Source organism: Streptomyces sp. NPDC058198 (assembly GCF_042882605.1).
Taxonomy (GTDB): Bacteria; Actinomycetota; Actinomycetes; order Streptomycetales; family Streptomycetaceae; genus Streptomyces.
This window is the reverse complement of the sequence record NZ_JBHVVP010000003.1, coordinates 453,303-467,025: the sequence shown is the minus strand read 5'-3', so window position 1 is coordinate 467,025 and position 13,723 is coordinate 453,303. Positions and strand designations below refer to the sequence as shown.

Sequence of the window (13,723 nt, the reverse complement as noted above, 5' to 3'; positions counted from 1 at the left end):
CGCTCAGGGCCCCGGAAGGGACCGGTCGAGCCTCCTGTCAGGCACCTTGCCCGGCGCCCCGTCCGGCGCCCTCGAAGTCCGCCCGCGCCGCCGCCAGGAACTCCGGGTCGGCGACCAGGTCGCTCACCACCCGCGCCAGCCCGGTCGCGGCAATCGCCGTGCGGTCATGGGCGAGCGCCGTGACCGCGGCCTCCCGCATCGCCTCCGAGTGACTCGGCGTCCCCGTCGCGGCGATCTGGACGTACGGGTGGATGACCGGCAGCAGCTGCGAGAGATTGCCGATGTCGGAGGAGCCCGCCGGGGTCGCCGGGTCGCCCGGCACGATGTCCAGGCCCAGCACGCGTACGGTCTCCCCGAAGCGCTCCGCCAGCACTGTGTTGTTGCGCCGGTCCGCGTACATCGGGCCGGTCTCGGACACCTCGGCCTCCGTCTCGGTGGCCATGGCCACCCCGTGCGCGGCCCGGTGGACCCGGGCGACCAGCGCCTCGGCGGACGCCGCCGTGCGGTCCCGCACATACAGGTCAACCGCGGCATGGGCCGGGACCACATTGGGGGCCTGCCCACCGTCCGTGACGATCCCGTGGATCCGGGCGGTCGGCGGCATGAACTGACGCATGGCGTCGAGAGCGTTCAGGAAGAGCTGCGCCGCGGCGAGCGCGCTCCGCCCCTCCCACGGCGACTTGGCCGCGTGGGCGCTGACGCCGGAGAAGGCGACCCGCAGATGTGCCGCGGCCAGGCCGTGCCGGGTGGTCAGCGAACGGTCCGCCGGATGGAACATCACGGCCGCGTCCACCCCCTCGAAGACCCCCGCCTCGGCCAGCCGGATCTTGCCCGCGCCACCCATCTCCTCGCCCGGCGTGCCGATCACGGCGATCGTGCCTGGGTGCTCGGGCAGCGCCCGTACGGCGGCTATCGCGGCGGCCGCGCCGCCCGCCGCGATCAGGTTGTGACCGCAGCCGTGCCCGATGCCGGGCAGCGCGTCGTACTCGGCGAGCACGGCGACGTACGGTCCTGGCGCGCTCCCCTCATGGACCGCGACGAAGGCCGTGCCGACGCCGCCGACCGGCGCTTTCACCGTGAAGCCGGCCTCGGCCAGCCAGCCGGTCAGCACCTCCTGGGCATGGACCTCTTCGAACTTCAGCTCGGGCCTGGCGTGGATCGCGCGGCTGACGCTCTCCATGCGCGGCCGCAGAGCGGAGATTTCGGCGGCAAGGGACTGCGGCGTGGGGGCGGCAGCGGACAAGGGGACTCCCATGGTGCGAGGCGGTGCTGACGTACGACGCGCTCGGCGCTCCCGGCGCGCTCGAACACCGGCCGTGGACGAGCGGCGTACGCGAGGACTGCCCGTACGGAGGACTGTCCGTACGGGGGACTGTCCGTACGCCGGGGCTTCTGGTACGCCGAGACTCTTCGTACGTCGAGACTGCGGCCGCGGCCGTCTCCCCGGACCCCGATTACCGCGGCCCAGGTAACCCTGGTCAGACTTCTCTCAGCTGCTCGTAGGGTCGCCGCACCGCCGACCGCCTCCGGCTCGGCCGTACCGCCCACCCCCAGGGCGCCGGCCGGCCGCCGGCCGTTCCCGCGCCACCCCGACAGGTCGACGGCACCGTTCGACCCACCCACAGCAGTCGCACCGCAGAAGGAGGGCCCATGGCAGCCGTGGACACCACAGCCGTCGACCCCGCACCACCCAAGCTCATGAGATTCCTCAGCGCGATCGAGCGCACCGGAAACCGGCTCCCGCACCCCTTCTGGCTCTTCTGGATCCTCTTCGCGATCACGGCCGTGGCGAGCTGGGCGATGGCCGCGGGCGGGCTCGGTGTCGCCGACCCGGCCACGGGCAAGCGGGTCGCCGTGCAGACGGTGCTCTCCGTGGAGGGCTCGCGCGAGTTCCTTTCGATGATCGAGGAGAACTTCGTCACCTTCGGTCCGCTCGGGACCGTCACGATCGTGATGCTGGGCGTGGCCGTCGCCGAGCGTGCGGGCTTCTTCGAGACGCTGGCCCGCAAGTCGCTCGCCCGGGTGCCCGCCGGGTACGTGGTGCTGGCCGTGGCCCTCGCCGGTGCGCTGTCGAAGTTCCTCTCGGACTCCGCGTACATCATCCTGATCCCGCTCGGCGCCATCGCGTTCCAGACGGTGGGCCGCTCACCGGTCCTCGGCATGATCGTGGCCTTCGTCTCCATCAACGCGGCCGGTGACGCGAACCCGCTGATCGCACCCGGTGACGCGGCCTTCGCGGCGATGGCGACCGAGGCCGCGCAGACGGTCTCGCCCGACACCGTCGTACGCGCGACCGACAACATGTACTTCACGACCGTGTCGGCCGTCGTGCTCGCCTTCGTCATCACTTTCGTGGTCGAACGGGTGCTGGCCCGGCGCGAGCACACGCTGATGCCGGACGACCCCGAGGTGCTGACGGACGGGGCGCGCCCCGCGCCGGGCCCCCGCGAGATCCGCGCGCTGAAGCTGACGGGCTGGGCCGCCCTGGCCTACTGGGCGCTGATCGCCCTCGCCACCCTTCCCCGGCATTCGCCGCTCCGCGCGGCGGACGGCGCCGTCATCGAGTCCCCGCTCTTCGACAACATCGCGATCTTCCTCGCGCTCTTCTTCCTGGTCATCGGTGTGGTGTACGGCAGGCTCACCCGCGCCATCGCCTCCAACCACGATGTACCGGCCTTCATGGCGGACGGGCTACGTTCCATCGCTCCGCTGCTGGTGATCTTCTTCGCGGTCTCGCAGTTCGTGGCGCTCTTCAAGTGGACGAACATCGGGACGTACGTCGCGGTGAGGGGCGCCGACGCCATCCGCGAGATGGGCGCGCCGACCCTGATCCTCTTCGCGGCCCTCATCGCCGCCGTCGCCTGTATGAACCTGCTGATCACCAGCGGTCAGGCGCTGTGGGCCCTGGTCGCTCCGGTCCTGGTCCCGATGCTGATGCTGCTGCACATCAATCCGGCGACGACGATGGCGCTCTACCGGATAGCCGACTCCTGCACGAACTCGATCACGCCCATGAGCACCACCTTCATGCTGACGGTCGGCTTCATCCAGACCCGCAAGAAGAACGCGGGCATCGGCACGCTCGTCTCCTGCACCCTGCCGGTCGCCCTGGCGATGCTGGTCGCCTGGACGGTGCTCTTCTTCGCCTGGTGGCTGCTCGGCATCCCGCTGGGCCCGGGGGCTCCGGTGCGCTGATCCTCCACCACTGCCCGATGTCGTCAGAAATCCTGTCGTTCAGGCCAACTTCCGCTACAGGAAAAGGTGTTGTGACTACCCTCGGTGCTTGACAGACTCGCTGCGGCCCGGCGGGAAGGACACCCCGCCGACAACAGGGTCACTCTGCTTCTCCTTGGGGGGGAATCACCGATGAATCTCAGCGCGCCCAGACGCGCCCTCGCTCGCGTGACGGTCGTACTGTCGCTGGCACTGACGCTGGCGACCGGCACGACCGTCCTCGCGAGCACCGCCGCGCAGGCCCGGACACCCGTCGAGACGGGATCGCTCAGCTTCAGCGGCGACGCCGACGACTACATCAGCGGCGGCCGGTCCTACTCCTACGACACCGCGTCGCAGGACCGCCTCACGGCGTCCGGCAACGCCGACAACAGGGTCATCTCCGTCTCGGTCGACGGGGCCAACGGTGACTGGTGGTACCTCGACCTGGCGGCGCCGGCCGGCCAGACCCTGACGCCGGGCGAATACACCGGCGCCACCCGGTACCCGTTCAACGAGGCGGCCGAGCCCGGTCTCTCCCTCGACGGGAACGGACGCGGCTGCAACACGCTGACCGGCTCCTTCACCATCTCGAACGTGGTGTTCGGGCCGAGTGGATACGTACAGACCCTGGACGCCACGTACGAGCAGCACTGCGAGGGAGGCTCCGCCGCCCTGCGCGGCGAGGTCCACATCAACAACCCCGCCCCGCCCGCGGAGCTCGACCTCGGCCTCGTCGTCGCACTCGACGGCACGGCCTCCACCCTGAACGGCAAGGCCACCCTGCACGGCACGGTGAGCTGCAACGCGCCGGTCGAGGTGACCCTGTCGGGCCATGTGACGCAGGTGAAGAACCGCGTCCTCATCAACGGCACGTACTCCACCTCGGTGGACTGCGAGCCGGGCACCCCGGCGGCCTGGACGGCCAAGTCGACCCCCACCGGAACGACTCCGTTCCAGAAGGGCAAAGTCGAGGTCGAGGCCCAGGCCTCCGCGCTGGACCCGAACTACGGCGTAACCGTGACCGCCGCCGAGACCGTGGTCGTCCGCCTCATCAAGGGCTGACCCCCCACCCACCCACCCGGCCCCGTCCGCACCCGAAAGGGCCCCGCGGCCGGGGCCGGCCTCTCTCTGTTCCTGTTCAGCCCCTCCGGGCCCTCTCCTAGGCGAAGGAAGGCAACGAGCCACTGACCGGCGGCAGATCGTCGTACAGACGGGGCTCGGGGTTGTCGTCCACGAACGGCAGGAATTCGTTCTGCGGGAGGACCCAGCCCTCCTCACCGAAGATGCGCGTACCCAGCTCGCGGAGCTCGCGGTCGGCGCCCGCCCGTTCCACCCAGGTCTTCGGATCGGGCCCGAGCAGCTCGCGCAGGCGGGGCGAGGCATCGAGGAGTGAGTCGAGCAGCGCGATCTGGTCCCCGCCGCCCTGTCGAGGCCGGTCGTCAGGTCCCGCGAGCACGCCGTGGGCGCTGAAGTAGATGTACGCCGCGCCGAGCCGCTCGCCGGAGGGCATCGTCATCTCGAACCGGTCGCCCGGCAGAATGGCCCGCTGGTAATCCGGGATCTCCGTGCTGTCGACCGCTTCGAGCTGACACGAATCCAGCCAGGCGATCACGAGTGTCGCCTCCGCGTCCGGATCCACGTAGGGGGTGGCGGCGACATACCCCGCGGGGCTGATGTGTCCTGAGCACCCCACAGCGATCCCACGGACCCGCACGGGCACCATCGGCACCGCGGCGGGGAGGCCCAAGCGCGCCAGCTTGTGGCTGACCTGTCCGGGAGAAGCGTTGGATCCCACCGCGATGACGGGGTGGCGGTGTCCCGCGCCGACCTGTCCCCGATGTGAGAGTGCCTGGTCCAGCGGAGTCTGAGACCCAGCTGCGCCACCTTCGCCCTCACTGACGCCCCACGCGCCCAGACGCTCAGGTCGCACACCCAGAGGGAGCAGCTCATCACCTGTCAGCAAGCTGGGTTCGGTAACCGGGCGCCCCGGATAGGTGAGCGGCTGCATGGCAGGCACACCGGCGAGCCCCAGCGCCTTCAGGCTTCGGTTCTTCACGAGGAACGCCTTTCCGCGAGGGTCGGATCCAGCGCACAGCTTTCCACAATGCTTCTACCCACGAGGCGAGGACATCACGAGCCCTCCGCCGCGACGGACCGGACGGCGGCAGGGGAAGCCTGAGTACTCTCAACTCAACTACACGGTAAAAACGGGGTGTTGGAGATGAACCGGCCGTTCTTAGGGCGTCGTACCGCTCACCCTCGAAATCGAGCTTCCGTGCGCTGGTGGATCGCTGGGCGCTCGCTCCACGCCCTCCTGGCCATCGCACTGGTCGGTCTGCTCACGCTCGCGGTCCCGCTGGCGCTGCTCTACGTGCTCACCGAACACTCACCGCAGAGCCTGGGCGACCGGATGGACGACCACACGCATCTCCTCAACACGACACTGGAAACCCTGCGGGCCTGCGTCGGCACGGCCGACCTCGAACCGCAGGAGAACAACACCGCTCATGAAGTCATCTCCACGCTCGCGTCAGTGATCGGCGCCATGGCGCCCGCGACCCTCCTCGGCGTCGTCCTGATCAAGATGTTCACGGTGCGGCCCTTCGTCTGGCGGCGCAGGGCGAGCGTCTCCCATGCCTCAACGGCGGATTTCCCCGGGTACGCGCGACGGTACGCGGACAGCGAGAACGCCATCATCGCAGTGCGTTTCTACAACCACCTGGACAACCTCGCCATCGTCGATCTGCACGCCCGAGCGCATCTGCGGTATCTGGAGGTGTCCCCGCACGACGGCACCCTGGTCGTCTACAAGAAGTGGCTGAAGGTCCTCGATGCCAATGGTGACCTCGCCGATGAGCGAGCGTGGCTGGCGGTCGAACGCGGCGCACCCTTCACCGTATGGATCCCGATCGAGGCACCGGCCCACGAGCTGCCGTTCCGGGAGATCCAGGGCAAGCAACTGGGCGACGTACAGGGCGTCAAACTGCTGGTACGGCTCAACGCCCGCGCCGTCGGACTGGGCACCGAGGTGGTCGACGAGCGCTGGTTCGACCTGGCGGCCGACGACTTCGAGATAGGCCGCTTCGTACCGCTGTCGCCCGACCTGCAGACCGACGTCTGGTCCTGGGACGGCTGGGAGGGCTTCGACCAGCTGCTGCCGCCAAGACAGCTCCCCCACCAACGAACAGACGACTCCTCCACGAACCCGACCCCCTGATTCTCGGCGATTGACGACCGACGGCCCACTCGCTGACGCGTCAATTTCTCTGTTGCTACGTCAAAATGCCTCAAGGGAAGGCAAGTTGACTAGGACCCCAGCAGCGTGCGCGGCATGAACATCAGAACGGGGACGTATGGAAACGGCTCGGGTTTTCTTCGGTCTGGCGGCAGCGGTACTTGTCCCGTGGGGACTTGGGTGGCATGACGGGCGCCCGAGAACCGTGGTCCTCTTCACTGCCGTGTACGGCTTGTACTCGATCGCTCCGTACCTCGATGAGGGCAAGCCATGGCTCGCCCTCATCGCCGCGACTCTCGTGTCCCTTGGGACGGTGATGTGGCATCACTCCGCCAGCACACCCAGCGCGGGGTTCTCCTTCACCTTTCCCCTCACCTCCGGGACAGCGACGACCAAACGGCTGGGAGCGGCGGCGCTCGCGACGGCGGTCCTCCTGTCGTTATGGGTCGCAGGAACGACTACCAAAGCGTTGAGTACGGAGCTGATACTGAGCGACAGGGCCACTGTGGTGTTCTCAGCCCTGCTCATTGCCGTCTTCGGGGGCGGAACGCTCGCCAAGGCAGCTACGGGGCCTGTACGTCAGGAGATCCTCGGCCTTGCGGATGGTCCCGAGAAGGACGCCGCCGTCGATCTGATGAGTGGGAGCAGGAATATCGGGCTCCTTGAAAGGGGGCTCCTGTTCGCCTTCCTCGCCGCTGGGCAACCGGACGCCGCAGCCCTGGTGCTCGCGGCAAAGTCACTGGCTCGCGTTCCGACAGCCGACCACGGCAAGCATGCCTCTGAGTACTTCCTGATCGGTACGCTGGCCAGTGTCATCGCATCGTTGGCCATGAGCATGGCCGCTCGGTCAGCAGTAGGGCTGCCGGTTCTATAGGAGACCCATTGGAGCTGAGCCAGCACCCTTTGTTTCGTGAGCTGCTGTCGCTGCACCTGTCGCCGGCCGACTACGTAGTGGCCGGCAGCGGCCCCTTGCTCGCCCACGGTCTCCGGCAGGAAATCGGAGACCTCGACGTCGTGGCGCGGGGCGAAGCCTGGAAGAAGGTCTCGAGCTTGGTCGACACAGTGTCGGCGCCATCAGGTCACGGCCTCATGGCGTTGCTCTTTGACGGCGACATCGAAGTCTTTGATCAATGGCTGCCCGGCTCACCGGCATCAGATGAGTTGATCGAATCAGCCGAGCTGATTCAGGGTGTCCCCTTTTGCCCGCTGCACATGGTGCTTGCGTGGAAGCGGAGATCCAATCGAGAAAAAGATCAAGTGGACGTAAAGTTGATCACGGATTTCCTGGGACAGGCTGAGATCAATAAAGTTTCCGACTAGATCCAGTCCGGTCGATCGGGGGAAGGCTGCCTCGGGTTGTCACGTACCCGGATCGGGGCTCAGGGCCGCACTGAGTCGCAGGCGGTTGATGTCTCCGGAATGTTCTACTCCGACCTCGGTGACCGAGTCGTCTTCGAAGCGAAGGGTGAAGAAGGGGCTGAGGTCGATGAGGAACTGGATGGCATCCCCCTCGTCATCGTCGAGTGCGGGCGAAGTGGCCGCGTTCCAGGCTCCGCTGCCGGGTGCGCTCGTGATCCGGACCGCTATGCGGGCCAGGCAGGTTGAGCGGTTGGCCCACCACTCCAGGCGCGCGACACCTTCGTAGCCGTTCATGTCCGTGAGGGTATGCGCCGCGGGCTTTGCCTCTACGGCCAGTTGCCTCGTTGGGCAGGGAACGACAAGCCGTAAATAGGGGCCCCTCCGAACCACCCCCAGGATCCGCGAGCACAGTCCCCATTGCGACACATGGCGCCCAAAACCATCAAGAGTGCCGCGAACACAGCCGCTACCGCCCAAAGGCTCCCGAAGTGTAGAAAGCTTCGGTGACAGCAACGGTCATGCGTCGATCCACGTATGTGGCCCGGCATTCAGGCCGGCGATTCGGATGTCGTCAGACCACGGAGCCCAGTGTGCCCGAGAGGTGGTCGGCGTCACAGCAGCGTGAGTCGCTGGGCGGACAGGACAGAGTGTGAAACACATCCCGCCCTCCGAGGCAGCCGCCGCCGATACGGGAGCGGGCGCCGTATCGAGCCCGCCGGGGCCCGCTGCCGGGTCGTCAGCTTCTGCTCGCGCGTCGTCGGTCTCCCGGTCGCCGCGCCTCCGGCTGCCGTTCCGGCCGGCCGGGGACGTCCGCGGGCGTACCGCGCTTCTCGCGGCGGCGCTCACCGTGGTGGCGTTCTGCGCCGGTGACGCCGCCGCCCGGACCTTTCCCTTCGGACCGGGCTCACGCAGCGTGAACGACCTCGGCAACGAGTACGTACCACTCCACGCCTATCTGTGGGATCTGCTGCACGGACGGGGCGACGGAGGGCTGTTCATCAACTGGCGGTCCGGCTTCGGCGCGAGCCTGCTGCCGGACCTCGGCACGTATCTGACCAGCCCGTTCGCCCCGCTGGTCGCACTGTTCCCGCGCGACGAGATCGATCTCGCGGTCTATGTGATCACCGTACTGAAGATGGCGACGGCCGGGGCCGCCATGGCCTGCCTGCTGCTCACCCTCAGGACCGGCCGGTGGTGGATCGCGGGCATCCTGGGCGCCTCGTACGCCCTGTGCGGCTGGTCCGTCCTCGAAGCGTCGTACAACCCCATGTGGGTGGACGGTCTCATCGCCCTGCCGCTGCTGTGTCTCGTCGGCGGCTGGGCGATGTCCGGCCGTCACCGTGTCCTCGGCCCGGTCGTGGTCGCGGTGGTCTGGGCCGCCAACTTCTACACCGCGTACATGGCCACCATCGGCGCGGCCCTGGTGCTACTCGCCCGGCTGCTGATGGACGGGCCCGTCACATTCCGGGAGCGGCTCCTCGTACTGCGGCGTGCCGCCGTGAGCGCGGCGCTCGGTATCGGTCTCGCCGCACCCGTCGTGGTCGTCGTCTACTTCGGCACCCGGCACGCGTATCCCGGCGCGGTCCGGGAGTTCACGCCCGAGCCCTGGGCGGACGTGTTCGCCGGCGTGCTTCCCGGCGCGTGGAGTTTCGGCACCCCCGCCTCGTACGTCGACACCGCGGCGCTGCTGCTCGCCCTCACGCTGCCGTTCAACCGCGCCGTCCCCCGGCGCGAGCGCGGGGTGTGGAGTCTGCTGGTCGTCGCCATGGCCCTGTCGATGCAGTGGGGCCCCACCCATCTGGCCTGGCATGCCTTCGCGACCCCCAACGGCAGCCCGTACCGCCAGACGTTCGTGCTCTGCGGGCTGCTGGTGATCGCCGCCTGGACGTCCATGGCGCGGGGCGCGCCCGGCCGGCGCGCGCTGCTCGCCGCCGGTGCGCTGCTCGCCCTGCTCACCGCGGTCGCCTGGGAAAGCCGGCTGATCAGCGTCCTCACGATCCCGCTCCTGCTGGCGGGCCTCGCGGCAACGGCGATTGCCCTGACGCTGCTGCGTACCCGACTCACGGGCCGCCGCGGCGGCGGCCGTTGGGCGCTGTTCCTCACGGCCGGGCTCCTCGTCGGCACGCAGTTCGTCCAGTCCGCCGCCACGACGGCGTACGGCGATGTGGCGAGGATCGCCCGTCTCGACGACTACGGGCCCTGGGGACAGCGCCAAGCGCGGCAGGCGGAGACGATCGCCGAGGCGGACGGCTGGCCGCGGTACCGCACCGATCCGGGCCGCGAGCAGACGGTCGGCAACGATCCGATGCTGGTCGGCGGCCAGGGCGCGCAGTACTACAGCAGCGTCACCTCCGACGTCCTGAGCAGGACCCTCACCGCGCTCGGTGGCGGCTACACCTCGGGCGGCCGGTCCGTCCAGAGCCTCGACAACGCCGTCACGGACGCCATCTTCTCCGTCGGTGTCCGGCTGCATTCCCCGCCCGATCCGTACCAGGAGAAGGAGCGGGAGAAGGACCGGGAGAAGAACCGGTCCCGGGACCAGGACCGGGGCGCCGTCACGGACCTGCGCGGGCCGACGGTGTCCCGCCAGAACGTCCCGCCCCTGGTGACCGTACGGAGCACGGGCACCGCGCCCGCCTTCGGCCCGTCCGCCTATCGCAATCAGGAGAAGCTGCTCGGCGCGGAGGTGTACACCGTGCCCCGTATCTCCGTGCGCGCCGGCGACGGAGCCCCGGCGCCACGCAGGGACGAGGACGCTTCCGGCCACCGGATCCCCGCCCCGCCGACGAAGCGGTCGGCTGAGCCCACGTACGTACTGACCGCCTCCTGCCCGGCAGGCAGCGAGGTCCACCTCTGGGCGCCGACGTTCCGGGGTACCGCGACGCTCTCCGGAAGCTCCCTCACCCAGCGCTTCCACGGCGACTCCGCCCGCAGACGGGCCGCCATGCAGCCGCTGGGCGCGGCGCCGGCGTCCGGCCGCGTCGCCGTGGACGTGACATCCGAACAGGGCGGCGTCATCCCGGACGGCGCGATCGGCTGCCTCGACCCCGTACGGCTGCGTACGGCTGTCGACCGGCTCACCTCCACGGGCGCCACCGAGGTGACGGTCTCCGGCAGCACCGTACGGGCCGAACTGCCGCCCGGAAGCGCGGGCGTCGCCGTGCTCGCCGTACCGCGGATCGCCGGGTGGCGTTGCGCGGCGGGCGACGGCGAGGCGCGCCCGGCCGGAGAGTACCTCGGCCTCGTCGCGGTCCCGCTCACCGCCTCGACGACCGCCGTCACCTGCACCTTCCACCCACCCGGCCTGCGGCTGGGCCTCACGCTGGGGGCCACCGCGCTGCTGGCCCTGATCCTGCTCCACGCGCTCCCGGGCCTCCGCGCCCGCCGCGCCCGCCGCGCCGCCCACCGTCTTCGCAGAAGGAGAGAAACATGCTGATCTCGATCGTCGTTCCTTGCTACAACGAAGAGGAGGTCATCAGGCAGTTCCATGAGCGCGTCGATCGTGAGCTCCTGAGTGTCCGTCACGACATCGAGTTCGTGTACGTCGACGACGGGAGCAGCGACGCGACGCTGAGCCTGCTGACGCGGCTGGCGGACGAGGATCCCCGCGCCCGCTACGTCTCCTTCAGCCGTAACTTCGGCAAGGAGGCGGCCATGCTCGCCGGTCTCCGCCACGCCTCGGGCGACGCCGTGGTCATCATGGACGCGGATCTGCAGCACCCGCCGGAACTGATACCGCGGATGGTGGACCTGCACGAACAGGGCTTCGACCAGGTGATCACCCGGCGCACCCGGAAGGGCGACCGGATGACCCGTACCCTCACCGCGCGGGCGTACTACCGGCTCATCAACCGGCTGGTCGACGTCGAACTGGTCGACGGGGCGGGCGACTTCCGGCTGCTCTCCCGCCGGGCGGTGGACGCCGTGCTGGAACTGACCGAGTACAACCGCTTCTCCAAGGGCCTGTTCGCCTGGGTGGGATTCCCCAGCACGACCTTCGACTACGAGAACGCCGTGCGCGAGCGGGGCAGCAGCACCTGGACGTTCGGCAAGCTCCTCAACTACGGACTCGACGGTCTGCTCTCCTTCAACAACAAGCCCCTGCGCGCCGCGCTCTACCTGGGCCTGACGCTCCTGACGATCGCCGCGGTGTACACGCTGTGGTCCGTCGGGGACGTACTCCTGAACGGCGTCGAGGCACCGGGCTACGTCACCCTCATCGTGATCGTCACCGCCCTCGCCGGGGTGCAGATGGTCATGGTCGGCGTGATCGGCGAATACGTCGGACGCGTCTACTACGAGGTGAAGGACCGCCCTCACTTCCTGGTCAAGGCCACCAACACCGGCGCCCCGGCCGAACGGCGCCGCCCGTTCGCGGTCGGCGCCGGCAACCCGCCCAGCAGTCTGGCCGGCTGATGTCCGGACACCTCATCAGGTTCGGGCTGACGGGTGTGGTCAACACGGCCGTCTACTACGGCCTCTATCTGCTGTTCCTGCTCCCCCTGCCCTACCAGGCGGCGCATGTGCTGGCCTTCGCGCTCAGCGTGGTCGGCTCGTTCTTCATGCACTCCTGGTTCACCTACCGCACCCGCCCGACCTGGCGGAAGTTCTTCGCCTTCCCCCTGACGACGGCCGCCAACTTCCTGATCACCACCGGCGGCATCCACCTGCTCGTGAACGTCCTCCACACGGACCGCCGCACAGCCCCGCTCCTCGCGGCGGCCTGCGCCATCCCGATCACCTTCGCCCTGACCCGAGCAATCATGCTCCCCCGACCACCCCCGCCGCCGGGTCCGCCCGTGGCGGTGTGTTGTGGGGGTCAGATGGCGGTGGCGCCGCCGTCGACGGCGAGGGTGGAGCCGGTGACGTAGCTGGAGCGGGGGGAGGCCAGGAACAGGATGGCCTCGGCGATCTCGGTGGGCGTGGCGGTACGGCGCAGGGGGAGGCCCTCGCCGAGTTCGGCGACGCCGTCGCCCCACTCGGCCAGGACGCCTTCGGTGACGGTCGGACCGGGGGCGACGCTGTTGACGCGGACGCCGCCGGGGCTGAACTCGGCCGCCCAAGTGCGGGTGAAGGAGGCGAGCGCGTCCGCAGGCGCCGACCCGATCCGGAAGAGCCACTGACCCGACGTCAGGGGGGACTCGCGGGCTGCAGTCAGACCTTGATGACGGTGACAAGTCCGCCGCACAGTGCGGCGAGGTCCTCAGGGTCTGAGGTGAGCGCGGTGACAGGCCCGGGGGATGCGAGGGCGGTGGCGCAGAGCATGGCATCGATGGCGTACTTGTGCCCGTGCAGTTCAGCGTCGGCCAGCAGGGCGGCAGCATGACGGGCGATGGGCTCAGTGACCGGCTCGACGACGATGCGCGACAGGATCCATTCGAGGGCGGGACGTTTGATCCTGGGGTGGATCACTTCCACGAGGGTGGCCGCGCTGACGATGACCCGCATATCGTCGGCTCTCGCCAGGGCGAGCCAGCCGGTCACTTCGCGGTCGCGCAGTACAGCCTTGGCCAGTCCCTCGCTGTCGAGAACCAGCGTGCCGCCCGGTGCGGCGGGCGAGCGCGTCACGCAGCGCTCACCGCGTCGGCCTGCTGCTGTTCGCGGGCACGGTGCAGTTGGTCGCGCTTGGCCTGGATCTCTTCCTCGGTGACCGGTCCGTGTTCAGCCTCGGCGACTGAGATGAGCTCGTTCAGATTGTCCCGCTCGATCTGGCGGGCCACGGCCGCGGCGACGTACGCGGACAGGCCGGACGGACCACTACGCGCGCGGGCGGCTTCAGCGATGTCGCGTGGCATCGTGATCGAATACTTCCCAGTAGGGTCACTCATGCTCCTTATCCTACCTGCGATCCTCCCGACGTGGAGTGGGAACGTCCCTCGGCGACCCGGAGGGCCGGGGAATCGTGTTGCTGCG

14 protein-coding genes are annotated in these 13,723 nt (G+C 69.1%); 8 read left to right on the top strand and 6 right to left on the bottom strand.

Annotated features, from left to right (window positions below; genetic code table 11):
- Positions 1-37: 37 nt before the first annotated feature.
- Positions 38-1,243, bottom strand: a complete 1,206-nt coding sequence (locus ACFVWW_RS14385; protein WP_386878176.1) for a M20 family metallopeptidase — start codon at positions 1,241-1,243, stop codon at positions 38-40.
- 407 nt (positions 1,244-1,650) lie between these two features.
- Here ACFVWW_RS14385 and ACFVWW_RS14380 point away from each other — a divergent pair, with 407 nt between their 5' ends.
- Positions 1,651-3,195 carry an AbgT family transporter gene (locus ACFVWW_RS14380; protein WP_386878175.1) on the top strand — a complete coding sequence of 515 codons (1,545 nt, stop codon included), beginning with the start codon at positions 1,651-1,653 and terminating at the stop codon, positions 3,193-3,195.
- Between the two features lie 207 nt (positions 3,196-3,402).
- Positions 3,403-4,278 (top strand): hypothetical protein, encoded by an 876-nt coding sequence (locus tag ACFVWW_RS14375; protein WP_384335601.1) that lies wholly within the window; start codon positions 3,403-3,405, stop codon positions 4,276-4,278.
- Positions 4,279-4,375: 97 nt separating this feature from the next.
- Here ACFVWW_RS14375 and ACFVWW_RS14370 read toward each other — a convergent pair whose 3' ends face one another.
- On the bottom strand, positions 4,376-4,963 hold the full coding sequence (locus tag ACFVWW_RS14370; protein WP_384335604.1) for a hypothetical protein: 588 nt from the start codon (positions 4,961-4,963) through the stop codon (positions 4,376-4,378).
- 528 nt (positions 4,964-5,491) lie between these two features.
- On the opposite strand from ACFVWW_RS14370, the gene ACFVWW_RS14365 reads away from it, so the two are divergent.
- The 3 genes from ACFVWW_RS14365 to ACFVWW_RS14355 all read left to right on the top strand — a co-directional run bounded on the left by ACFVWW_RS14365 (position 5,492) and on the right by ACFVWW_RS14355 (position 7,771).
- Positions 5,492-6,433, top strand: coding sequence for a hypothetical protein (locus ACFVWW_RS14365; protein WP_384335607.1), 942 nt, complete (start codon positions 5,492-5,494; stop codon positions 6,431-6,433).
- A 223-nt stretch (positions 6,434-6,656) separates the two neighbouring features.
- Positions 6,657-7,325: a hypothetical protein gene (locus ACFVWW_RS14360; RefSeq protein ID WP_384335610.1), complete on the top strand. Its 669-nt coding sequence runs from the start codon at positions 6,657-6,659 to the stop codon at positions 7,323-7,325.
- An 8-nt stretch (positions 7,326-7,333) separates the two neighbouring features.
- Positions 7,334-7,771: a hypothetical protein gene (locus tag ACFVWW_RS14355; RefSeq protein ID WP_384335613.1), complete on the top strand. Its 438-nt coding sequence runs from the start codon at positions 7,334-7,336 to the stop codon at positions 7,769-7,771.
- Positions 7,772-7,810: 39 nt separating this feature from the next.
- Here ACFVWW_RS14355 and ACFVWW_RS14350 read toward each other — a convergent pair whose 3' ends face one another.
- Positions 7,811-8,104: a hypothetical protein gene (locus tag ACFVWW_RS14350; RefSeq protein WP_386878174.1), complete on the bottom strand. Its 294-nt coding sequence runs from the start codon at positions 8,102-8,104 to the stop codon at positions 7,811-7,813.
- Positions 8,105-8,459: 355 nt separating this feature from the next.
- Between ACFVWW_RS14350 and ACFVWW_RS14345 the strand changes: the two genes are divergently transcribed.
- The 3 genes from ACFVWW_RS14345 to ACFVWW_RS14335 are packed head-to-tail and all read left to right on the top strand — an operon-like array spanning position 8,460 to position 12,681.
- Positions 8,460-11,246 (top strand): YfhO family protein, encoded by a 2,787-nt coding sequence (locus ACFVWW_RS14345; protein ID WP_386878173.1) that lies wholly within the window; start codon positions 8,460-8,462, stop codon positions 11,244-11,246.
- Positions 11,240-12,226, top strand: a complete 987-nt coding sequence (locus tag ACFVWW_RS14340) for a glycosyltransferase family 2 protein (protein ID WP_386878172.1) — start codon at positions 11,240-11,242, stop codon at positions 12,224-12,226. Before ACFVWW_RS14345 ends, ACFVWW_RS14340 begins: the two co-directional genes overlap by 7 nt.
- Positions 12,226-12,681, top strand: a complete 456-nt coding sequence (locus ACFVWW_RS14335; RefSeq protein WP_386878171.1) for a GtrA family protein — start codon at positions 12,226-12,228, stop codon at positions 12,679-12,681. The genes ACFVWW_RS14340 and ACFVWW_RS14335 overlap by 1 nt, the downstream gene beginning before the upstream one ends.
- Here the strand turns inward: ACFVWW_RS14335 and ACFVWW_RS14330 are convergent.
- The 3 genes from ACFVWW_RS14330 to ACFVWW_RS14320 are packed head-to-tail and all read right to left on the bottom strand — an operon-like array spanning position 12,630 to position 13,638.
- The gene (locus ACFVWW_RS14330; protein ID WP_386878170.1) at positions 12,630-12,998 is read right to left on the bottom strand and encodes an SDR family NAD(P)-dependent oxidoreductase; all 369 of its coding nucleotides are present in this window, start codon (positions 12,996-12,998) and stop codon (positions 12,630-12,632) included. The two genes, ACFVWW_RS14335 and ACFVWW_RS14330, sit on opposite strands and share 52 nt — an antisense overlap.
- Positions 12,965-13,378, bottom strand: a complete 414-nt coding sequence (locus ACFVWW_RS14325) for a PIN domain-containing protein (protein WP_384186280.1) — start codon at positions 13,376-13,378, stop codon at positions 12,965-12,967. The genes ACFVWW_RS14330 and ACFVWW_RS14325 overlap by 34 nt, the downstream gene beginning before the upstream one ends.
- Positions 13,375-13,638 (bottom strand): CopG family transcriptional regulator, encoded by a 264-nt coding sequence (locus ACFVWW_RS14320; protein ID WP_384186277.1) that lies wholly within the window; start codon positions 13,636-13,638, stop codon positions 13,375-13,377. The genes ACFVWW_RS14325 and ACFVWW_RS14320 overlap by 4 nt, the downstream gene beginning before the upstream one ends.
- Positions 13,639-13,723 lie beyond the last annotated feature (85 nt).